This is a genomic window from Paenibacillus sp. 2003 (assembly GCF_031455635.1).
GTDB classification, from domain to species: Bacteria; Bacillota; Bacilli; order Paenibacillales; family Paenibacillaceae; genus Paenibacillus; species Paenibacillus amylolyticus_B.
Genome location: NZ_JAVDTB010000010.1, coordinates 30,865 through 53,893 on the forward strand (window position 1 = coordinate 30,865; position 23,029 = coordinate 53,893).

Genomic DNA, 23,029 nt, shown 5'->3' on the forward strand with positions numbered 1-23,029 from the left:
AAACTCATCATTAGTTTGCGTAAATCTTACACTAGATGCACCAAGCTACAAACCCTCTGAATACTTTGATCGTTCAGGTCAGAGATATACTAGAAGTGAATTAACTTCAATCTCGTTAAAGCCCATGTATATGGATAACACACAATATTACTTACCAGGGAAACCAATTTTGGTTAGTGTGGAATCATTTGATGGCGATACGGTAAAATTTACAACTCAAATCGGAGGTGCTATTGAACCAATAGGACACAGACCCTATAACCCACCTAAATACTCTGCCGACTATATATTTAATACCGATTTATATTGGCGGGCCGTTGCCGAAATAACCAAAGAGATTAACCTAACCGCTGGCGGGCAACTTAGCCTGAACCAGTCTAAACAATTGAATGCAACGGTCAAAACGAAAAATGGTGATGGGAACTTTGGAGCGGAGACCAACGTAAACACTGGCAGCGGGGGTACAACGACTTGGGAATCATCCAATCCTGGTGTCGCTACCGTGAGTAACTCCGGAGTGGTCCAAGCCGTCAGCAGAGGAACCACAACCATCAAAGTACTGTGGGAAAAGGATGATTTTGAGCTAACTACCACAACAAACATTGGCGTTGAAGAAAATCCGGGTCCTGGTGGTGAGGACGGTAACGGAGGCGGTGGAGGTTGCACGCCAACGGTTGGACCACCTTCTGCTGGAACCATCATGAGCATGAGTGATCTCGATCCAAATGCCAACGGTGTTATTAAGTCAGATAACAGAGATAATGAGACATTCAATGTGTTAAAAGGAATCCCTACTTCCGAGTCACTCTACACAAATGCCTTTGCTGACAATTACCTGTTTAAACAAGCTTGGGCGAAAATGAGCGGTAAAATTACATACAACTGTAATGTCACAATCTCGTACGACAGAGAGTGGACAGTACCTGGACCGGAGGTATGTGATGATGATGGTTGTACATCAGGGACACCTGTACCTGCGAACGACACGGTACCCAAACCATACAACTTCCAAATCACAAGAGACTACTCCTACTGGAAAATTAATAACCTGGAAGTATATAAGATCGCTAAAGCAACCATGAACAATTACGCTTTGCCCGGAGAGACCGTTACGATGAATCCATCAGGATACACACCACCAACACTGGAGTCTAAAAATGATGAATCCGTAGAAAGCCATGTACGACCAGGGCAAACCACTTCAATCTCATATACTCCACCCAAATTAACAGGTGGTTTGAACCAACCTCCCAGTGTGCCTGATGATACATCACGGTTAAAAGGGATGGCTGAATCCAACACACCTCAAAGTAAAGTGAATAATGATCTAGTAAAATTCAACAACACAACCATTATGAATGATGTGGAAGCAACCAAGGATGGCCCAACGCCATCCAACTTTCCTAACCCAACGACGATCGGTCGCAATGTGCTATACAAACCGGGTAATATGATCAGCAATTCCCTGCTGAATAAAGCAAACACCACAAGCTCTGGTGAGATCTATTATGATTTGCTACCAGGCAACGTGAACGGCGGCGCCAATAAAATATTACCGATTAACGGTATCAACACCATCACGGTACATACCCCTGTCGTCAATTACGCCTGGGTATCGGATGATCAGCCGCATAATCAGAAAACCGTGCCGGACCCAACAAGCGCTGCACTCATTCTGGAATGTCCGTTCATTGTGAGAATTCCCACATCGGGACAGCACTTGGACGCAGCAAGTTATCCTGGATATGGGAATCGGGACTATGCCAAATACTTTCGAACCAAACAGGTGCAATTCCCGTTTGATGTCTACAACGCAGACCGGAGTCAGTTTATCTCTGCCAAGACATGGGTCGATATTCCGGTCAATCAACTGGATACCACATTCTACCTCCCTGTATGGGTAGACGAGGGAAAATACCATATTACATTCCGCAATATTGCAGAGAATGCACCTGCAAACTTTACCGAGCAAAAGGATGCCAATACCAATCTGGCACATCATGTTGCAGCAGACACCGTACCGGTAGATGTCATCGGAAGGTTATATGATTTTCACGTCACTGATATCTCTGATTACAACTGGGAAAATGTATTTCGCAAGCGATTGGGTAGTCCCGAACCAACGGGCTATAGCTACTGGACCGGGATGAATAGCATTGATGGTGATCCGCGAGGTAACCTGGCTCCATTTGTATTGCCCATTCGACCGGGAAGCCACCCGGTACAGGGATTTGCTAACGCAACTGTGAAGACAGGGTACCATTTCAAGTTTGATCTGAAGACCAAGGGCAATATGTTTGGCAATCAGGATGGTATTCGAATTACACCCACTTTTGCTTTTGTGAGTAAAGACGGGTCCTCGCGACAAGAAGTCGATCTGTACTACCATCGAGGCCAGGAACGCCTAATCCGTATCGGATCGGCTCAGGATCTGGAGAAACGCTTTGTTGTCCTTAACTCACGTCTTCGAAATGTACCCGGTACAGAGTTAAGCGATACAGCGCGTTATCAGTATACTTATGAACTGACAGCGGAAGAACGCAGCCAGCGTACGTTGGCAGAACATATGGTTCGCATGGTCGATCAGACATCTCATCAAAAAACATGGGTAGGTCGTTATGACTGGATGATCCTGTCCGCTCCAATTCGGACACTCATTGGACCTAAAACGGACATTCCTTCCGGGGTCAACGTGGACCGGGCCAATGCAGCAATCCAGCGTTGGTACGGGGAGTACAGCTTGCCGGCCGATGTATATGCCGTACCAAAAGGTACGGATCTTGAGCCCCTCGCCCGACAAAATCAGCTGGATGAGAAATCGAATGTTTTTCTGAAAAATGGTTATATCGTGGTCAACTTCAACATGGAGAGCCTGCGAAATGGAAATACAGAATCACCCCATTTGCAATACATTCATGCACCGCTGATGAATCAATGGCAGATGGAAGGTTCCAACAAAACGCCAACAGACAGTCACGGCAGAACCTGGCCTCTGAAGGATGGCGATATTGTCTTTTACCATGCTGATCAGTCCAACCGGAACGACTTCCAATCCCAAGTACCACAATAGTTTGAATCTCTCATGTCAGTACGACTGGCTAAGCAGATGTAGCCAACCACATATGGGCAGAAGAGTCTATATGCGGAGTACCTCTCCAAAATAAGACTGACTGTCCTTATAGTGATAATCACCCAATGAAGCAATCAATAATTGTATGATGAATAGCCATGAAGTGCCAGACTAAGTACTATACAGCCTGCGCAAAACTATGGTGTACTGAATGACATAGGTGCACTGAACCACATACAATAAAGCTTTCACAAGCTATTGCTGTATCACGTTCCAACTTACACACAACATACCTGTTATACAACAAAAGGGTTATCCTGAAAGTCATCTATGGACTTCTGGGGTAACCCTTCTTGCATCATTCTCTTTTTATAACCTTACTTAGACTATAAAGAAAACCCGCACATCAGTATTATCCTGACAGACTTTCTCCAGGAGACAGGTAGGTTAGCAGGAACGTCAGGAACGTGATACCGAACAATACGATACCAGTTGTATTAATCGTTTAACGATATATCTGCTCAAGTGCTCTAACGTCCTTCCCCACAACTTTATGTATGTGCCATGATGTTCTTCGTCCACAGCTCCGCTGAAAACTTATAAATTCTATCAAAAAAGGCGTCCCTCTCCGTGTTTCTGGATGAGGATGCCTTAAATAAACAGATTTTCAGAAAAAATCATGCTCTCTAAACACCTTCCTATCTCCCGTAGGGTACTACTGTGTTTGTTAAACCTGGCAGGTCTCCTGGCTCCAGACTCATCGTCACTTGCAGCTCCTTCCCGGCTTAAACCAGTGGATTATCGCTACCTGACTCCTCTGTTACAGTGGCGGGACCGCGCCGGTATTACACCGGACTTCCCTATTAAGCTTCCACCCTGACGGGCAAAGCACCAAGTTCCACATATTCAATTACACTTCTGTATCAGAATAGCGGGACAACGTTTAATGATCAAAAATTTTCTTTCAAATTTGAAACACTAAGTGCGTCTAATCGCGAATTCTCGACCCCTTCGGAGATACGCCCGTCACACGCTTAAACATCTTGGAAAACAATAATGGGTCCGTATAACCAACAGAATGGGCCACTTCACTGACCGACAGCCCTGGATTCTGAAGAAGTTCGGCAGCCCTATTCATACGGTACTCCAGAAAAAAGGACTGTAGCGACATGCCATATCGCTCTTTGAACAATCCTGATAGATACGTGCGATCCAGCCCCACAGCTTGGGCAATATCCAGAATGGAAGTTCGCTGACTGTACCTGTTCTCCATAAACTGCACCGCCTGCCGGATGTACGTTTCTTTGTTCGAAAGGAGCTGCCCTATCTCTTCCTCCACAGATGAAGAAGAGATTAATTCTGCCATCAAGCGGTACAAGAGACTCTGATTCATCACATCGCCTCCCGGACGCGTAGAAGCCTGGACCAACTCCGTATACAATTGTCCCATCGTATTTGTATCCTGGGCATCATACACCGGTCGCTCCGGGCTCAATTGGGCACGTTGCATGAATGCTTTGGCTTGTACGCCTTTAAAACCAAACCACGAATACGTCCAGGGCTCCTGCGGATCTGCCTCATAATGAATAAGCGTGTCAGGGAGAATGACAAAACCCTGTCCCTCGCTAAGCTTGTACTCCTGATCCCCCATGTACACGGCGCCCCGTCCTTCATGGATGTAGTGCACAATGTAAGAATCACGTACACCCGGTCCCCAATAATGCGCAGGGTCACATGCCTCCCACCCAAAAAACAACAACATCAGCTCCATCTGTGTCCAGCCTGCGGGAACCACATTCATCTCTATTTTTCTCATTTTATGCCCTCCCTCCTTGTTTCCTTCCGAGGTTCACCATCTGTATGTCTAATTAAATTATAACAGCTAAAGCACAACATTATTAGTTGAAAACGGAAACAAAAATGGGATTATGCCATGTTTGAGAGGGGTTGAGCCATAGTTATATATGCCGAATCGGCCTATAGTTGGGGTACAACATTTTTCAGGGAGGCTGAACTTAAGATGAACAAAATTACGTTTCTCGGTGCGGGAAGCACCGTCTTTGTCAAAAATGTATTGGGTGATGTCATGATGACCGAAGCACTGCAGGATTTTGAGCTGGCATTGTTTGATATTGATGCTGAACGTTTGAGTGATTCAGAGCGTTTGCTGACCAGTCTGGGCCGTTCACTCGGAAGCCGTTGCGTTGTGAACGTATATCATGACCGCAAAGAAGCGCTGCGCGGGGCCAAATATGTCATCAACGCTATCCAGGTCGGTGGATATGATCCATGTACCATTACAGACTTCGAGATTCCGAAGAAATACGGATTGCGTCAAACGATTGCAGATACACTCGGCATCGGCGGAATTTTCCGTAATCTGCGTACGATTCCGGTCATGCTGGATTTTGCCCGGGATATGCAGGAAGTATGTCCGGATGCATGGTTCCTGAACTATACCAACCCGATGGCCGTGCTTACCAACATCATGAATGTGCATGGTGGGATCAAAACCGTAGGTTTGTGTCATAGTGTGCAGGTATGTGTACCACATCTGTTTGATGCACTGGGGATCGATCAGACAGGTGTTGTGGCTAAGATTGCAGGGATCAACCACATGGCTTGGCTGCTCGAAGTTACAAAAGACGGGCAGGATCTGTACCCCGAGATTAAACGTCTGGCGAAGGAAAAACAGCAGGAACAGCATGACGACATGGTGCGTTTTGAGTTGATGCAGCGATTTGGCTATTATGTAACGGAATCCTCCGAGCACAATGCCGAGTACCATCCTTACTTCATCAAACGGAATTACCCGGAGCTGATTGAACGCTTCAATATTCCACTGGATGAGTATCCACGCCGCTGTGTGAACCAGATTGAAGGCTGGAAAGAAATGCGTACCAAGCTGTTTGCCAGCGAAAATATTGAACATACCCGCAGCCGTGAATACGCATCGCATATTATTGAAGCGATGGAGACGAATACCCCTTACAAGATTGGCGGCAACGTCATGAACAACGGACTGATTACAAACCTGCCGCGTGAGGCATGTGTCGAGGTACCTTGTCTGGTCGATGGATCAGGGATCAGCCCTACGTACATTGGGGATCTGCCTCCACAACTCGCGGCATTGAACCGGACAAACATCAACACGCAACTGCTGACCATTGAAGCGGCAATCACTGGCAAAAAAGAACATATCTATCATGCCGCCATGCTTGATCCACACACGGCTGCCGAGCTGTCTATCGATGACATCGTAGCGATGTGTGATGAGTTGATTGAGGCTCACGGCGATTGGTTGCCAAAATACACGTCATAATAAAAAGCACCGTTTCCTTTGCAGCTGAAGGGGACGGTGTTTGTTCGTTCCATAGCACTCATCTGCATAATAGTGCATCACATCATTGTTAATAAATATCTCGCTCCCATAAACTTCATTCGGCAGGGAGCAAAAAGCGATAACCAATGCCAGGCTCCGTCTGAATATATCGCGGATTGGTTGGATCTTCATTTAATTTCTTGCGCAGGTGTCCCACATATACCCGCAGATAATGGCTGTCGGACTCATGATGATGCCCTCCCCATACTTGCTGCAAAAGCTGACGCTGGGTGATGATCTTCCCCGCATTCGAGGCGAGCACCTTCAGCATCTCATATTCCGTTGGGGTTAATTTCACCAAAGTCCCCTCCAGTTCAACCTGCCTTTGGGCCAGATCAACCGTCAGTGGTCCGAAGCGTAGTATCGGTTCATCCGTCGTTTTGGCTACATGACGTAGCGCCACCCGAATACGGGCGACCAACTCACCCATTCCGAATGGTTTGGTCACATAATCATCTGCACCACCATCCAACGCGGCAATTTTGTCTCCCTCCTGATCCTTCGCTGTCAGCACAATAATCGGCACTTGTGACCACTCTCGAATCCGGTGAAGTACCTCCATGCCGGACATGCCTGGCAAACCAAGATCAAGAATGATCAGATCCGGATGTACAATACTCGCCTGAATAACACCCTCTTCGCCCTCCCCACACTCGTGGAGTTCGAATTGGTGCGCCTGAAGAGTGACCTTGAGCAATTTGCGAATCTGCGGCTCATCATCGATCACCAATATACGAGCCCCTAGTGGTGCGTTCATGTTATCCTTCAACCTCTCCTTGTTCTGAATAGGGAAACCGCGATCCGTGGGCCTCCATGGGGATATCTATGCGCATTCTCGTTCCCCCGCCCGGATTCGGCTCTGCCACAATGGTACCTCCGTGGACTTCTACAACGCCTTTACAGATCGCCAAACCAAGCCCCGTTCCTGTGACATGCTGAGTAGAAGCTGAGCGATAGAATTTATCAAATATACGTATTCTTTCCGCTTCCGGTATACCGACACCTTGATCGGCTACCCAGATTGTCAATTGACTTGGACTCTTATTACTGGTCACAGTGATGACAATTTGGCTCTCATCAGGCGAATATTTGATGGCGTTGCTGACGATATTGACCAGTACCTGCTCCAGCAATACTTCATCTCCGTAGATGAAGGCCGGATCATCAGACAGTTCAACTTGAATGTTGCGATGCGGACTGAATTCCCGAACCTGTGTCAATACAACGCTGATCATGTCCCCCACGTCACACCATTTCCGATTCAGTTGCAACATGCCGCTCTCCAGCCGAACCATACCCAGCAGATTCGTGACGAGACGATTCATGCGCAAGGCTCCATCCCGAATGTTGCCTGTTAATTCTCTCCGATCCTCAGGTGTAAAAAGAATATCATTCTCCAACAATCCCGTAGCCGAGCCGATAATGGCGGTTAGGGGCGTACGCAATTCATGGGAGACAGAGTCCAGCAGCGCTGTGCGTATGCGCTCCGATTCGGCAGTGATCTGCGCCAATCGGGCCTCTTCAGCCAGCTTCACTCGGGCAATGGCACCTGCGGCCAGTCCTCCGCATGCTTCTAACAAATGAAGCTGTTCTTGCTGCTCATGAACCTCACCAGCGTCCATGCTCACAGCGAGCACGCCATGAATCTGCTCCTCTGTGCGTAGCGGCACGTAAAGTCCGGGAGATTCCCGCAGAGTAGATGATCCTTTACCAGCGAGCTGTCCGTGATGATATACCCATTTGGCAATGGCAATCTCCGACTCTCCATCTCCCCAGCCACCCTTTTCCCCTTCTGATTCGGGTGCAGAAGAGCTTGTAACCAGCAGATCCCCCTGCCCATCCGGAAGATACACAGCCGCGGGCTTACCCAGGGTAAGCGATACTTGGGTTGCAATGTTAACCAGCAACGTATTCAGATCCGTAATAGCTGTCATCTGACGACTCAATGCGTACAGGGAGTTAGTCGTGGCCTCACGTGCTTTTACCATCTCCAGTTGTTGTCTCAATCGACCGGCAAGACTCGCCGTCAGAATCGCCACCGCAAGATATACAACAAAGGAGATGAGATATCTCAAGTCTTCAACCGTAAAGCTCAAATATGGCGGTACAAAAAAGAAGTCAAACATAATGACGCTAAAACTCGCGGCATATACAGCTGGCCCCATTCCCCAATACACAGCACTCACAAGTACGGGAAACAGGTATATAAGCGCTACATTCACCAGATCACCACTCATACCGATGGCATGAAGCAGCAAAGTTAGCAGCGTCACCGCGAGGGTCACCCATACATATGCAGGAACCCGTTTCCCATGGGATGCCTGCGTTTCTTTTTTTATTCGTTCAGACAATATCCATTCACATCCCGCTCAGTTCATAATCGTAATCTGCAACGATTAATACATCCAGATGCCGCGTCAAACGCACAAGTCGGTTGACCACCGAACCTGAGCCGCGGTAGCCATTCAACCACCACACCCGTCTTGCCTGCCCGACCACCAACTGGGTTGCTCTCGCCTCCGATGCCTTTATTGCCAAAATCTCAGGTACATTGCGCAGCCTTAGACTGTGATGAATATGAAATTGACCACCCAGCCGAATCGTCAGCTGCTCCAACGCTTCCAGATGGCACTTCACTTCGTCACTCATGGACTCGCCGATGTGGATATGATGTACATGCCAGATGGCTTTTAGACGATAAGCCATGCGGAATCCGCGCCGGATCAGCCGCTCGGCATGACGATCACTGCTTACACATACAAAGACCGCTTCCTGTCTGCGCCAAGGTCCTCGAAGTGTAATTTTAGCCTGCTGTGTTTCAAGCCGTTCATCGACATCGTCCGCCAGTTCGCGCAGGGCAAGTTCTCGCAAGGCAATCAAATTACCGATTTTGAAGAAATTCACAAGGGCTTGCTCGACCTTGGCAGTTGCATAGATTTTACCCTCCCTCATGCGCTGCCGCAAGGCCTGGGGTGCCACATCAATCAGCTGCACCTCATCGGCCATCTGAATGATCCGATCGGGTACGGTCTCGCGGACACGAACACCTGTAATATGTTCAACGGCATCATTCAGACTTTCGAGATGCTGTACGTTCATTGTGGTAATCACCGAGATGCCTGCATTCAGCAGGAGCAGGACATCTTCATAACGCTTTTGCCGGACACTCCCGGGTACATTCGTATGTGCCAGTTCATCCACAAGCACCACTTCTGGACAGAGACGCAGTATGGCCTCCGTATCCATCTCTTCCAGACGAGTTTCCTGATAAACGCGCTTCGTGCGAGGGATCACAGACAGGTTGCCCATCTGCTCCACGGTTTCTGCCCGTCCATGTGTCTCCAGCAAGCCGATCTGCACATCGATGCCCTTGCGGAGCAAATCATTGCCTTCCCGAAGCATCATGTAGGTTTTACCTACACCGGGCGCGGCTCCGATATATATTTTGAATGTGCCGCGCTGAATCTGGCCAATCTGTTCCTTCATTTCCTGCTCGCTTAGTCTGCGGTATGTCAGCGACTCCACATCGTTAACTTTAGCCGGAACCACACGTTCACCCTCCCGGGCCGCTCGATCAGCAACCAGAAACAGATCAACACCATGTAATCTGCGCAGCAGTGAGTTAACAACGGACCCCTGCCACAGTTCCTGCCAGCGCGTACGCCGGGAGTGTCCCATCACAATCCGGGTAATCTGGTGCTCCATTGCGTAACGCGCCAGCGTAGACGGGATGTTGCGACGGTGTAATATAGATAACTCCTCCATATGGCCGCCAAACTTCTCCACCAGCTTGATCATATTGCGCCGAAATACGATTGCCTCCTTTGTTAATGACTGCTTCATATTCCGGAAAACCACGGCGCACAAATCACCATTCAGCCGTTTGGCAATCTGTTGCCCACGCCGGATATAGATGGAGCCGTTCCAATGATATTGCGTGGACACCAGAATCCGCTCCATGATGCCTGTTGTGACGGTAATTCCCATCTCCTCCCGATGCTCACGCAAGGATTCATTCACCCCTTCTGCCACCAATCTCAGGGCCAGTTCGCGCAGAATACCCAGATTACCTTGACGAAATACAGCTTCTCCCTCATGCCCCTTCAGATGACCTTCTGCCAGACGGCTCAGTATCGTTTCCGGCGTGACGTCAATCAGCTTGACTTCATCCGCAAGTTCCAGTGTATCCGCGGGTACCGTATGTTCTGCTGCAATCCCTGTAAGTTGTCGTGCCAGCTCGGTATAGCCTTCCAGCTCATACACATTCACCGTTGTCATGACACTGATGTTGTTTCGGAGCAAAAACTGAATGTCCTCCAGTCGGGTAGCATAGCGAGCGCCTTCTCTGTTGCGATGTGCCAAACCATCCACCAGCACAACTTCCGGATTACGCGCCATTAGTGCATCCAAGTTCAGATCCTTCATCTCTACATCATCACTCTGGCGCACCCAGTGAATGCTTGGAATCCTTTCGAGTGCGCCAAGTTGCTCCACCGTTTCCGGTCTGCGCATCGTGGACACGGCACAGATGACCACATCAATGCCCTGCTGGCGTAACGTGTTCCCTTCCCGCAGCATGTGATACGTTTTGCCCGATCCGCTGACTGAGCCGATGTAGATTTTGAGCGTACCCTGCTGCAGCTTCGTAATCATCTTCAGCATCTCTTCCGGTGACTTGCGTTTGAAGCTGTCTTCCATCCGTCCTCTCCCCCTTTCCTTTAAAAAATAAAATAAAAAATGGAGAAAGCCCCTCACGATATGTCGTGAGTAGGCAAATATGTTAACTCGTTAGTTCAGTTCTGTTGTCAGCTCCAGATTCAGAGCCGTTACATTCACACGCGGTTCCCCGAATATACCCATCTGACGGCCTTCCGTATGCTCATTTACAAGTTGCACAAGCTGCTGTTCACTAAGCCCAGTAGCTTCGCTAATGCGTGGGATCTGTGCCTCAGCGGCTTCAGGAGAGAGATCCGGGTCAAGTCCCGAACCTGAACCCGTCACGAGATCAGCAGGGATCTGCTGCAATCCCGGGTTTTCCTGCCTAAACTGAGTAATCTTTTCCTTCATCTCACTGATATACTCATCCGAAGCTACGGCACGATTCGAACCGGCTGAAGCCGTTGGGTCATAACCAGCACTTGATGCCCGGGGCTGGAACAGCCCTGGCGATTGAATTTCCTGCGCCAGCAGTGACGAGCCGATGATTTTCTCATCTTGCGTAATCAGACTGCCATTCGCCTGCGCAGGAAACAGAAGTTGGGCTACGCCAGTCGTTACAAGCGGGTAGATTAGACCGCAGATCAGCATAAGCACGACGGATAGCCGTACAGCGGGTAAGAACATGTTCATACAGATCACTTCCTGAATTCATTAGGATAAAAGGACAATTTTGATAAACGTTGCAGTCTATCACGCTTTAGTTCAAGATTTCGAGATCACATCGTTTTCTCATAGAATCCCTGACAGAACCATATCAATGAGCTTAATGCCGATAAAAGGTACAATCACACCACCTACGCCATAGATGAACACATTGCGACCAAGCAGTCGTTCGGCTGACATCGCCCGATACTTGACCCCTTTCATTGCGATAGGAATGAGTAGCGGAATAATAATGGCGTTGAAGATGAGCGCCGACAGGATCGCAGACTGCGGTGAAGCCAGATTCATAATATTTAGCGCCTGAAGCTGCGGCATGGCGAGAATAAACATGGCTGGGATGATGGCAAAATATTTCGCGATATCATTGGATATCGAAAAGGTTGTAAGCGCACCGCGTGTAATCAGCAGCTGCTTGCCAATGGAGACGACCGACAATAGCTTGGTCGGATCGGAATCCAAGTCAATCATATTGGCCGCTTCCTTGGCCGCCATGGTGCCCGAATTCATTGCCAGGCCCACATCAGCCTGGGCCAGAGCAGGAGCATCGTTGGTACCGTCGCCCGTCATGGCGACGAGTTTGCCCTCCTGCTGCTCTTTTTTGATCGCCGCAATCTTATCCTCGGGCTTCGCTTCGGCAATAAAATCATCCACGCCCGCTTCCAGCGCGATAGTCGCTGCGGTTAACGGATTGTCGCCTGTACACATAATGGTCTTGATGCCCATAGCGCGCATCTCAGCAAACTTCTCTTTCAGCCCTGGCTTCACAGTGTCTTTCAGATAGATCACACCGTAAATGCGTTCATCGATGGCTACAGCAAGCGGTGTACCTCCGGCCTTTGCAATTCGATTTGCGATCTCATCCAGATCTTCCGGTATACGGCCTCCTTCGGAAGCGATATATCTTTTGATCGCATCCACCGCACCTTTGCGGATCTTCATTCCGCTACTCAGATTGAGACCGGACATCCGGGTCTCTGCCGTGAATTCCACATTTTCTGCATGTGCATACTCCGTCTCAGGCCAGCTCTGGCCTTGTTTGCCTGCCAGTTCTACAACAGAACGCCCTTCCGGGGTCTCATCTCGCACAGAAGCCTGTAAAGCAGCTTGCGTCATCTCTGACGAAGTAATGCCCTGAACGGGAATAAACTCAGATGCCATGCGGTTTCCGTATGTGATCGTTCCTGTTTTATCCAGAATCAATGTATCAATATCCCCTGCCGCTTCCACCGCTTTACCCGACATGGCGAGCACATTGAACTGCGTAACACGGTCCATACCGGCAATACCAATGGCAGACAGTAATCCACCAATGGTGGTTGGGATCAGGCAGACGAGCAGTGCGATCAGGGTCGCCAGATCCAGTCGAATACCCAGGTAATTCGCCATCGGAACCATCGTGAGTATGACGATCAGAAAGATCAGCGTTAATACGGCGAGCAGGGTTGTCAGTGCTATTTCATTGGGTGTTTTCTGGCGCTGTGCACCCTCAACCAGAGAGATCATCCGGTCAAGGAATGACTCCCCCGGATCGGTTTGAACACGCATGACGATGTAATCAGACACGACGCGGGTACCTCCGGTAACCGATGAAAAATCGCCTCCCGCTTCCTTGATGACCGGGGCAGATTCTCCCGTAATGGCCGATTCATCAATAGAGGCCAAGCCTTCTATAATCTCACCGTCCGTCGAGATTAGTTCACCAGATTCCACACGTACCATATCGCCTTTTTTCAATTGGGTCGAAGACACGTGTCGGATTGTTCCATCCTTCTGTACCAGATTGGCCATGGTGTCCGACTTCGTCTTGCGTAACGTATCCGCCTGGGCTTTACCTCTACCTTCAGCTAGTGCCTCCGCGAAGTTGGCGAACAGCAGCGTGAACAGCAAAATGAAAAATACGGCGATATTGTACCCGCGCCCGGCTTCGGATGCGGTGAACAGATCGGGATTGATGCATAACAAGAGCGTAATGAATGTACCCACCTCGACAATAAACATGACCGGATTTTTGATCATGACCACTGGATTAAACTTCTTGAACGCATCCAGTGAAGCCTGAATTATCATATCCTTGCTTAACGACCGTTTCGATCCGGGATCACGTTGAATATGACCGCGGTTGTTATCCGGCTCATTACCCTTCGTTCTAAACATTTCTGATTGCATCGTCTGCTCCTTCTTTCGTTCGACTGCATTCATCGTGCACTGCCACCTCCATACGTTACGTCGATACACCAATTTCTCTGTAGAGCCCCTGTCGTATCCCTCATTGAATCATTGCCAAGTGTTCTGCGATCGGTCCAAGGGCAAGTGAAGGGAAGAATGTGAGTGCGCCGACAACAACAATCATCATGACCAGAATGCCAGCAAAGAGAGGTGTGTGTGTCCGCAATGTGCCTGTGGTTACAGGTACAACCCGTTTCGTAGCAAGTGAACCCGCGATAGCCAGCATGGCGATCATCGAAACGTACCTTCCGAGCAGCATAACGATACCAATGGCGATATTGTAAAAGTCTGTATTGGCATTCAGTCCGGCAAAGGCCGATCCATTATTGGCTGCACCCGAGGCAAAAGCATAGAGAACTTCGGTCAGGCCATGCATGCCCCCGTTCGAGATGGACGCAATAGCTTCAGGCCGCATAAGCGCGATTGCCGTTGGCACAAGAATAATCAAAGGATGAATGAGCAAGGCGATGGATGCGAGCTTCACTTCTCTGCCCTCGATTTTTTTGCCCAGAAACTCAGGTGTGCGTCCTACCATCAATCCACAGATAAACACAGCCAGAATCACATATAGCAGTCCATTGATCAGCCCTACCCCTTTGCCGCCAAACACGTTATTGAGCATCATCTGAGCCAGTGATACCATGCCTCCAAGTGGAGTGAGCGACTCGTGCATATTGTTGACCGAACCTGTAGTAGCCGCTGTCGTGACTGCCGTGAATAAAGCCGATTCGGGTATGCCGAACCTGACCTCTTTCCCCTCCATATTGCCCTGCAGACCTGCTGCATCCAACGCGGGTACACCCCGATATTCGGAGACAAATACGGTGGTCAACATCACAAGGAAAAGAAAACTCATCGCTGCGAACAATGCCCAACCCTGCTTCCGGTTATTGACCATCAAGCCGAAGGCGTATACCAGTGCAGTAGGTAGCATCATGCAGACGATATGCACCAGATTGCTCAGGGCCGTCGGATTCTCGAATGGATGTGCAGCATTGGTTCCAAACCAGCCACCACCGTTGGTGCCAATGTGTTTGATCGACTCCAGTGAGGCGACCAATCCACGTGTAATGGTCTGCTGCGCGCCTTCGAGCGTCGTTGCGTTCACCGCTCCCGCGAGCGTCTGAGGCACACCCTGGAACACCAGGAACAAGGCCACGATGAAGCTCAGCGGTAAAAAAATCCTCGTAATCGAACGTACAAGGTCGACGTAAAAGTTCCCCAGTTCATCCCGGCGGCCTACCAGCCCACGAATGAACGCAATGGCTACCGCGAAACCCGTCGCTGCCGACGTAAACATCGGGAACGTCACGGCCAGCATCTGTGACAGGTACGACAGGGCATTCTCGCCCGTATACGACTGCCAGTTCGTGTTGGTCATGAACGAAACGGCCGTATTAAATGCTTGCGCCGCTGGCATATTGCCGATCCCATCCGGATTGAGGGGTAAATATTTTTGCAGTCGCAGCACCAGAAACATCAATATCAACATTACAAAGTTGGAGAGGAGAAGGGCCATGAGGTACTTTTTCCACCCCATGGACTCGTTCTCCCGTACCCCCATCACTCGATAGAGCAGTCGCTCCGGCCCGCCAAAAACCCGATCCAGCCCCGTTCGCTGTCCGTCGAACACGTTCACTACATATTTTCCCACCGGTTTCACCAGCAGCAGGATGATCAGCAGCGTCACTGCTACTTGCACTACACCGATACCCATATCCGCATTTCCTCCCTATTCAACGTTCCCTTGTTCCGCATTACGCACATCGTCAGCATCAGAATTTCTCTGGCTTCACCAGCACATAACCGAGATAAATCACCAGTGCGAGTACAATCATGCCGATGACAATCATTCCGCTCCCCCTCTCTACCCTCAAGCCTTTTCGCAAAATTTCATAAATCCCCAAAACACCGCAAACAGCAGCACAACCAATCCAATCATCATGGCATCATTCACCATGCGCCCTTCCTCCCTCTCACTACCGTTCTCTGCACCTGCTACATGTAAAATCGTAATACGAAACGCTGTAAAAAAGGGGTAAAGAAATGCCTCCACAGGTGTAAAAAAAGCGTAAAAAAGACCCGCTCTCCTCAGCAATAGGCTGAAAAAAAGAACGGGTTTATAAGGTTTACCATTTATCCAAATGGATTCTGTGCCCACTGCAATAATCTCTTTTTTGTAATTTTACCATGCGAGGTATGTTTGACGACTTGTCCCTGATCGAGCAGAAGTACCTGGGGTGACTCATGGTGAACCTCTGTCTCTTCCGCAATATGGCGGGACAATGAGCGATTTTCAATTACTTTAACGATGCGGTAGTCCATAGGTTGTTTGGGATCTGATGCATTGGTGCCTACAAACGCCATAAACTCTCTGTACGCTCTCGCACTGGTCGGACAAGTTGTGCTGTGTTTCAGGATAAGCACCGGATGATCCTGCGAGCGATGCAGCGCGTCTTCCCAGTCATCTGGTTTATGCAATTCACGGACATGTTCGCTGAGCATATGTTCCGAGTCTGACCCTGCACGTTTGCTAACCACCGAACCAATCACAATGCCAAGTGCCAAGCCAAAAGCAATCCCGAGTCCAAGCTGCTGTGTAGCCGTACCAATGCTGACTCCCATAGCCGTTCCTATGGCAAGCCATACGGCTTGATGATTTACTTTTTTCTTCATGCAGATCTTCCCTTCCTGAAATATGTATATCAGGGCTACAACTTCTCACCTTACATTCTGATCAAATTATAGCATAGGCCTCTGTGAGCAGGCGTTGATAATCTTCATCTCCGAGTACAGATTTCAGCGTTTCGATTTATGCAAAATGCTCATTTGTGATACACTGGTTGTAATTTGGAAACGATGAACATGAAGAATGGATTGGAAGGGCGGAAATTCCATATGACATACGCGTTTATGATTGAACCACAGGATTTTATTGCGCTGGATAACGAAGATGAGCTGATTGAGAAATGTCAGGAGTGGGGCCTGCTTTCTGGTAAAGCGACCAAACTCAAAACGTTCTATTATAAAGGAAACGGATTAAACATGCCGTGCACCATCATTGGATATGTCGATCACATGGCGGCCGTTATTCAACTGGATAATGGACAAAAACATTGCATTCACCCGTCGTATCTGAAGGAAATGCAAGCGTCCAGTTACAGCGCCAGAAGCATAAGTAATGCCGGGTCAGATCGAAGCATAGAATCGACAACTTCGGATACAGTCGCACCAGTCTCTGTTGATGTTACGTCAACTCCAGATGCCCTGGTTAATCCGGATGAAATTCCGGCGGATCTGGATGATTCGGACGATACGGACACAGATGAATTCTCCTCTGGGCTGAAGGGTGATCCGGATGGGCTAGTAGAAGCGTATGTTGGACCTCAGTCCGGGGCAGCCAGTGAAGCCAAACCTAAAGCCAAAACAGCGAGCAAAGCCAAGAGCGTTAAGATTGATCTGCCCGAAGGTAAAGTGAAGATGAGTGCCGTTGTCAAAGAATTCACCACCGTACCGAATCACTTCTCTGACAATGACGATGAAGTCATCATCTATGAAGCAGTTACCATCACGGAGCCAGATGTCATCGACGTTGGGGAAGCCTGGTCGAGCCACAGTGCTACTGTTAAGAAACAAGAACTGGAGGTGGGAGACGTTATCACGTTTGAAGCCAAAATCATCAAGAAGAAGCTGACACGTAACCCGGTTCCTTATAAAATCAACAACCCCTCCAAAATTCAGAAGGAAGGGTAATCCCACGCCGTATAGGGAAAAACAAAAAACCTCCAGAACTGCTCAAAGCAGATCGCGGAGGTTTTGCCGTTTGTAGGCTATATTAGCGAAGAGTACGCTCTTAAGCTTGTCCCGGTTTAGCACTGATCTGAAAATGTACGCCGAATTTGTCGACAACCGTGCCGTAGGCTGGACTCCAGAACGTCTCTTGTATCGCCATTTCCACTACGCCGCCATCTTCCAGTTGGCTGAAAATAGCTTTGGCTTCATCCACAGTATCCGTGTTCACAGTAATACTAACATGATTACCTATGGTGTACGGCATGCCTGGAAATGTGTCGGACAACATTAATACCGAGCTGCCAATCTGCAAAGAAGCATGCATAATACGGTCTTTCGCTTCTGGCGGGATGGGATGATTCGGGTCAGATGGACCGTCACCAAATGTTTGAAGCGCGAGCACTTTCGCTCCAAATGCCTTTTGATAAAAATCTACCGCTTCACGTCCATTACCGTCTGTTATCAGATACACATTCAAGCTGATCGACATGCGTTCTTCATCTCCTTGGGCTCATGTAATTATACGATTCACGCCACTTGCGACATGAGTATATATGAACAGGTTGTCCTTTGACAAGCATATATTTCTGCACTCATCTCTGCGGACTTTTACACGATTAGGGTTACCAACATATTCTTAATCCATCCCTCTCTCCACTAGTTCTTTCGCTTGCGTATATAGTAGAGAATACTGATCAGAACACCCGGAACCAGTGCTGCAAAACTGGCATAGATCAGACACCATTTCAACAAGGTAAATATCGGAGTGAGTTCAGCAAGCACAGGCGTACGTTCAGGATAACGATACATGATCAGAGACGCACCTATATTTTCAAGCATATCCATAACCCAACCTAAGACTGGAATAAGATTCACCCAGCGCCAGCGACTCTTCACCGGAAGCACGCGATAGAGTACTGATAACAGAACGACCAATAACAACAGATAGGCCAACGGCCATATGAGGTCAAATGTGAACCGTGCATAGATATAGGCGCTCCGCCCTGCTTCACCATACTGCTCAGCCATCTGATAAAGTTCATCCGCGGTGTACAAAAAAGAGGTGTCCGGGGACTGCCCGCCACCTGTCGCTTTCTCCGACTTTGCCGCCTGCCAGGGCAGAATAAATGCAATAAAACAGGCAAATACAACAACCGCAGCTACAACCCATTTCCAATTTACCCGCTGATAGAACCAATTTGACACTTTATTCAGCATGTTCCGTCCCCTTTCCGATAAAAAAAAAGACCACTCTCCCGAATCCTGTCGGTAAAATGGTTGTGTTCAATCCTATGAAGTTATCGAGCTTGAACGATGTTATCTATTTCACTTTTCAATAAGAGGTATCGGTGAACACTTCTCATGATCGGGACCTTCGTTAGTTTGTTCTTGTCCACGTACAGTTTCATCTGGTCTTTGGTCAAACCAAGCAAACTTCCAGCTTCCGATACCGTCAACACTACCTCGGGGTTCGTAGCATTAAACGTCCTCTTTACTTTCTGATTCCAGTCCTCGAATACCTGCATAGATCAGTGACATCTCCTATCCATAGCCAGTTATTATCAGGCTGAATATATCCAGTATACCACACTTGTGCTGCTCGTAACTTAATCCTTGCGCAGAACCATATTCTGATAGGCATATTTCCTGCTTGACCCTGACGCTAACTCGAGGGTTTATACTGGCTTCAGGAGGGGATTAGCATGAGCATGTCACCTGAACATGTAACCAAGAAACGACGCAGCAGTGGAATAGCCATTATCGGATTGAGTTGGTTGACGATGACATTGGGTCTGTTTTTTGCTACACTCGCAGGGGAGTTTGTCAGCACTATTGGTGCTGCTGATTGGATGGTTCATCTCACCCAAGCTGTTGTCATTATTAGTATCGTCTTGCCCTTACTATTCGTCATTCGAAGACACTTCCATATGAAGTCCGTTCTTCTTCCTCTGACAGGAAAAAGCATAATTCACTTGCTCTCTGGCGCATTATTTGCCACTTCTCTGGCCTTCATTGGGTTAGCGATAGCTAGTATGAACAACTGGATTACGATTACGGCGTGGCACTTTTCAGCCGAGTTCTTGCTTGCAGTCGTACTTAATAGTTGTATTGCTTTCTTGTATGAAGCTTTGCCAGAGGAACTATCCATGCGAGGCATGGTCTATGATGGATTACGCTTCAGACTGCGACTTCCTGTGTTTTTCGCTTATGTAACTCAAATCATACTCTTTCTGCTGGTTCCGATGAGTGTCAGCCTATTGCAAGAGCTCGTCGGTATGGATGCCGGAAACCGGATAACCCTGGATTATATGATCCTGCTCTTGACCTATGGTATTACGTTACAGCTTCTGCGCAGTTTGACCGGATCTTTATGGGCCTCCATCGGATTTCATATCGCTTACCTGGAAGTAGCCCGATTCGTTGTTGTGCCAGGTGATAGACCGGCATTGTTAAGTTATACTGCGCAAGATAATGGGTTGGCCGAAATATTTATTTTGTATATGATGATAATCTTCGTCGGTGGAATCATTCTGGCGGTGCTCAATGCATGGCGCTGGTGGAGAATACATAAATCATGAGGGAGGGCTCTGCCTGTTGTATACCGTTGGACAACTATCCAAACATACTGGAGTATCCATCCGAACACTGCATTATTATGAGAAGCTGGGTTTACTGCGACCGGCCCGTAACGAGATCAATCAGTATCGTTTATATGGTGAAAAGGATATTTTACGGCTTCAGCAGATTACCATTCTGAAGAAAATGCATTTTAAATTGAATGAGATTGGAGAATTCCTCGATCAGGATGCTGCTCGCTCCGAACCAGAGAGTACCCTCACTTTATGGAATAATACGTTGGAACAACAACTGGCCGTCGTCAAGGAACAGCAGGAGAGATTAAGCAAGGTCGAGCATCTTCTTTTTTCAACCATATATGCCATCAGAGCCTCCGGTACAATCAGTCTCGATGAGATGTTGGGTTTCATCCGTGAACTGGATCAGCCTCCGGGCAGGTTCCGTCAAGATGTTTTTACACCTGAAGAAATGGAATCGTTACCTCTGAATAATCAGAACAATTCACTATCCATGGAATGGGCCGATATTCTTAAAGATATTCATACATGCAAGATGGAACCTCCGGATTCCGAAGCCTCACGACTACTGGCCATCCGAATCTCTGATTATGCTGAAAGGACTTTTCAAGGGAATGCAGAATTGGCAGAAAAATATTGGGATTATATCACCCCAGAGGATGATCAGTCAGCTCGTGTATATGGTATGACAACGGAAACCATGCGTTACATCGAAATGATCCTGGATCGATGGGCAGTCCAGAATCCTGATGATCAACAATAAGAGCCACTTCGAAAAGTGGCCCTTGATCCATTCCCTCTTTATGCTTCGTTACGCCTCTTCCCAGAAGCGTCGCAGGTTGTCCATGGCGATTTTGGATGCGGATTTGCATTCCTCCATACCTTCGAACTCCACCGTAATGTTGCCATCATAGCCGGAGTCTTTGATCAACTTAACAATTTTACGAATCGGAATGTCCCCTTGTCCAACGATGGCCCCACGCAGGAAGTTGCCGTAGGCTGTCGTGAACCATTCACCCTCACCCGGATGCTCATCATAAGGACGGAAGTAAAAATCTTTGAAGTGGACCAGAGAAGCGTACGGCAGATTTTTCATGACACCGATGATCGGATTCTCATCCACACACATGAAGTTGCCAATATCGAGTGTTGTTTTGAAGTTCGGACGGTCCACAGCATGCAGCACACGCTGCACCCGGTCACTCGCCTGCACGCTGAAGCCGTGATTCTCAATGGTTGTGGTGATACCAAACTGCGCAGCATAGTCCGCAATGATCTGGCTTCCCCGCACCATCAGCGGCAGATGGTCCTCGAACCAGGCGATGGTCATCTTCTCCTTTGGCAGGGTAAACGCCGTGACGTCATGACGCATATGTTTTACACCCATCCGGTGTACCACATCCACATGCCTTTTGACCCGGGCCATCTCTTCTTCAAACGCCTCTTCCGTCTCCTGCACGAAATTGGCTGGCATCGAATAGTTGGACAGTTCAATACCTGCAGACGCTGCCCGTTCCCGAATCGCATCCGCCAGATCGTGATTATCCTCCACGGTATAACCGTAAGGTACCATCTCCATATGCTCTCCACCGTTCGCCGCAACCCAGTCGATCACATCCAGCACCGTCATCTCACCGGAATTCAAATTGTTCAACAAACTGTACGTGCTCAGGCCCACTTTCATCTGCTCAGCTCCCTATCGATATTGTTGGATGAATCGAACCGCCTTACGAATGTCCTGCTCCGGCTGATTGCCTACCTCGCGCTCAATCGTCAGATAACCGGTGTAGCCAATCTCCTGAAGCGCTGCAAAGTATCCATCAAAATCAACGCCACCCTCACCCAGAGGAACCTCACGGAAGAAAGTCCCGGATGAGACCATCTCGGCAATTTTTTCATGATCCATAGGCGCATAACCGACCGCTCCGTATACGTCTCGTGGGTCGACTTCCTTCAACCGCACACCATCCTTCACATGGGTATGTACGATGTAATCCTTAAGCAGACGAACGCCCTGCGCCGGATCATCTCCAGTCACCATCACCATATTTGCCGGGTCAAAATTCACCGATACCCCGTTGGTCGACAGTGTATCCAGGAATCCTTTTAAGTCAGCAGCCGTTTCCGGCCCTGTCTCAATGGCAAAGTATGCGCCAACACTTTTGGCGTATTGGCCCAGTTCCTCACAAGAAGCATGCAGCGTGGCATAAACCTCCGATGAAGGGTCATGTGGAACAATGCCGATATGTGTTGTGACGATGTTGGTACCCAGATCGAGGGCCAGATCCACGATCCGCTTCGATTTCTCCACTTTCCACGGATTATCTTCCTTGACCTGAAAACCATGTCCGCCAAGGTCACCAACCAGTGCTGAAATTTCGAGACCCAGCGAATCGATGTAACTCTTCAGTTCCTTGCGTGCCGCAGGTGACAAATTTTCAGGGTCCATCTCTCCCTTGACGGCGTATATCTGCACACCTTCTGCACCAACATCCTTCGCCTTGTTTAACCCTTCCCGTACACCTACGCCAAAGCTATCCACGATGACACCGATCTTATTCGTTAATTTCATGTCATACCTCC

20 protein-coding genes and 1 riboswitch are annotated in these 23,029 nt (G+C 48.5%); of the genes, 5 read left to right on the forward strand and 15 right to left on the reverse strand.

The genetic code is table 11. From position 1 onward, the window contains the following. Positions 1-178 precede the first annotated feature (178 nt). Positions 179-3,070, forward strand: a complete 2,892-nt coding sequence (locus tag J2X75_RS26375) for a DUF5704 domain-containing protein (protein WP_310342157.1) — start codon at positions 179-181, stop codon at positions 3,068-3,070. 718 nt (positions 3,071-3,788) lie between these two features. Next, positions 3,789-3,981: riboswitch (cobalamin riboswitch) on the reverse strand. A gap of 77 nt (positions 3,982-4,058) precedes the next feature. Here J2X75_RS26375 and J2X75_RS26380 read toward each other — a convergent pair. After that, complete coding sequence (locus tag J2X75_RS26380) at positions 4,059-4,886, reverse strand: AraC family transcriptional regulator (protein ID WP_310341889.1); 828 nt, start codon at positions 4,884-4,886, stop codon at positions 4,059-4,061. A 204-nt stretch (positions 4,887-5,090) separates the two neighbouring features. Here J2X75_RS26380 and melA point away from each other — a divergent pair, with 204 nt between their 5' ends. Beyond that, positions 5,091-6,392, forward strand: a complete 1,302-nt coding sequence (melA, locus tag J2X75_RS26385; protein WP_310341892.1) for an alpha-glucosidase/alpha-galactosidase — start codon at positions 5,091-5,093, stop codon at positions 6,390-6,392. A gap of 115 nt (positions 6,393-6,507) precedes the next feature. Here the strand turns inward: melA and J2X75_RS26390 are convergent, their stop codons facing one another. The 9 genes from J2X75_RS26390 to ytxJ all read right to left on the reverse strand — a co-directional run bounded on the left by J2X75_RS26390 (position 6,508) and on the right by ytxJ (position 16,736). Continuing rightward, on the reverse strand, positions 6,508-7,209 hold the full coding sequence (locus tag J2X75_RS26390) for a response regulator (protein ID WP_310341895.1): 702 nt from the start codon (positions 7,207-7,209) through the stop codon (positions 6,508-6,510). A 1-nt stretch (position 7,210) separates the two neighbouring features. Beyond that, positions 7,211-8,803: an ATP-binding protein gene (locus J2X75_RS26395; RefSeq protein WP_310341898.1), complete on the reverse strand. Its 1,593-nt coding sequence runs from the start codon at positions 8,801-8,803 to the stop codon at positions 7,211-7,213. Between the two features lie 7 nt (positions 8,804-8,810). Next, the gene (locus tag J2X75_RS26400; RefSeq protein WP_310341901.1) at positions 8,811-11,150 is read right to left on the reverse strand and encodes a histidine kinase; all 2,340 of its coding nucleotides are present in this window, start codon (positions 11,148-11,150) and stop codon (positions 8,811-8,813) included. A gap of 90 nt (positions 11,151-11,240) precedes the next feature. After that, entirely contained in the window at positions 11,241-11,801 is a 561-nt protein-coding gene (kdpC, locus tag J2X75_RS26405; protein WP_310341904.1) for a potassium-transporting ATPase subunit KdpC, read from the reverse strand. A 99-nt stretch (positions 11,802-11,900) separates the two neighbouring features. Then, on the reverse strand, positions 11,901-13,901 hold the full coding sequence (kdpB, locus tag J2X75_RS26410; protein WP_310342160.1) for a potassium-transporting ATPase subunit KdpB: 2,001 nt from the start codon (positions 13,899-13,901) through the stop codon (positions 11,901-11,903). Positions 13,902-14,100: 199 nt separating this feature from the next. Then, positions 14,101-15,777, reverse strand: a complete 1,677-nt coding sequence (kdpA, locus tag J2X75_RS26415; protein ID WP_397384331.1) for a potassium-transporting ATPase subunit KdpA — start codon at positions 15,775-15,777, stop codon at positions 14,101-14,103. Positions 15,778-15,835: 58 nt separating this feature from the next. Continuing rightward, the gene (locus J2X75_RS26420; protein WP_083677573.1) at positions 15,836-15,949 is read right to left on the reverse strand and encodes a potassium-transporting ATPase subunit F; all 114 of its coding nucleotides are present in this window, start codon (positions 15,947-15,949) and stop codon (positions 15,836-15,838) included. Further along, positions 15,934-16,221, reverse strand: coding sequence for a hypothetical protein (locus J2X75_RS26425; protein WP_310341909.1), 288 nt, complete (start codon positions 16,219-16,221; stop codon positions 15,934-15,936). The genes J2X75_RS26420 and J2X75_RS26425 overlap by 16 nt, the downstream gene beginning before the upstream one ends. Beyond that, the gene (gene ytxJ, locus J2X75_RS26430) at positions 16,197-16,736 is read right to left on the reverse strand and encodes a bacillithiol system redox-active protein YtxJ (RefSeq protein ID WP_310341912.1); all 540 of its coding nucleotides are present in this window, start codon (positions 16,734-16,736) and stop codon (positions 16,197-16,199) included. Before ytxJ ends, J2X75_RS26425 begins: the two co-directional genes overlap by 25 nt. Before the next feature lie 222 nt (positions 16,737-16,958). Here ytxJ and J2X75_RS26435 point away from each other — a divergent pair, with 222 nt between their 5' ends. Beyond that, positions 16,959-17,813, forward strand: a complete 855-nt coding sequence (locus tag J2X75_RS26435; protein WP_310341914.1) for a hypothetical protein — start codon at positions 16,959-16,961, stop codon at positions 17,811-17,813. 100 nt (positions 17,814-17,913) lie between these two features. Here the strand turns inward: J2X75_RS26435 and J2X75_RS26440 are convergent, their stop codons facing one another. The 3 genes from J2X75_RS26440 to J2X75_RS26450 all read right to left on the reverse strand — a co-directional run bounded on the left by J2X75_RS26440 (position 17,914) and on the right by J2X75_RS26450 (position 19,378). Further along, positions 17,914-18,342 carry a VOC family protein gene (locus tag J2X75_RS26440; RefSeq protein ID WP_310341917.1) on the reverse strand — a complete coding sequence of 143 codons (429 nt, stop codon included), beginning with the start codon at positions 18,340-18,342 and terminating at the stop codon, positions 17,914-17,916. 167 nt (positions 18,343-18,509) lie between these two features. After that, the gene (locus J2X75_RS26445; protein ID WP_310341920.1) at positions 18,510-19,070 is read right to left on the reverse strand and encodes a hypothetical protein; all 561 of its coding nucleotides are present in this window, start codon (positions 19,068-19,070) and stop codon (positions 18,510-18,512) included. An 80-nt stretch (positions 19,071-19,150) separates the two neighbouring features. Beyond that, positions 19,151-19,378: a hypothetical protein gene (locus J2X75_RS26450; protein WP_017691180.1), complete on the reverse strand. Its 228-nt coding sequence runs from the start codon at positions 19,376-19,378 to the stop codon at positions 19,151-19,153. Between the two features lie 177 nt (positions 19,379-19,555). Here J2X75_RS26450 and J2X75_RS26455 point away from each other — a divergent pair, with 177 nt between their 5' ends. Continuing rightward, entirely contained in the window at positions 19,556-20,431 is an 876-nt protein-coding gene (locus J2X75_RS26455; protein ID WP_307540645.1) for a CPBP family glutamic-type intramembrane protease, read from the forward strand. A gap of 16 nt (positions 20,432-20,447) precedes the next feature. Further along, a complete protein-coding gene (locus J2X75_RS26460; RefSeq protein ID WP_310341926.1) occupies positions 20,448-21,209 on the forward strand; it encodes a MerR family transcriptional regulator in 762 nt (253 codons plus the stop codon). A 48-nt stretch (positions 21,210-21,257) separates the two neighbouring features. Here J2X75_RS26460 and J2X75_RS26465 read toward each other — a convergent pair whose 3' ends face one another. Together J2X75_RS26465 and J2X75_RS26470 are read right to left on the reverse strand one after the other, a co-directional pair. Next, positions 21,258-22,130, reverse strand: coding sequence for a sugar phosphate isomerase/epimerase family protein (locus tag J2X75_RS26465; RefSeq protein WP_310341929.1), 873 nt, complete (start codon positions 22,128-22,130; stop codon positions 21,258-21,260). Positions 22,131-22,142: 12 nt separating this feature from the next. Continuing rightward, positions 22,143-23,018, reverse strand: a complete 876-nt coding sequence (locus J2X75_RS26470; protein ID WP_091012110.1) for a sugar phosphate isomerase/epimerase family protein — start codon at positions 23,016-23,018, stop codon at positions 22,143-22,145. Between the last annotated feature and the right edge of the window lie 11 nt (positions 23,019-23,029).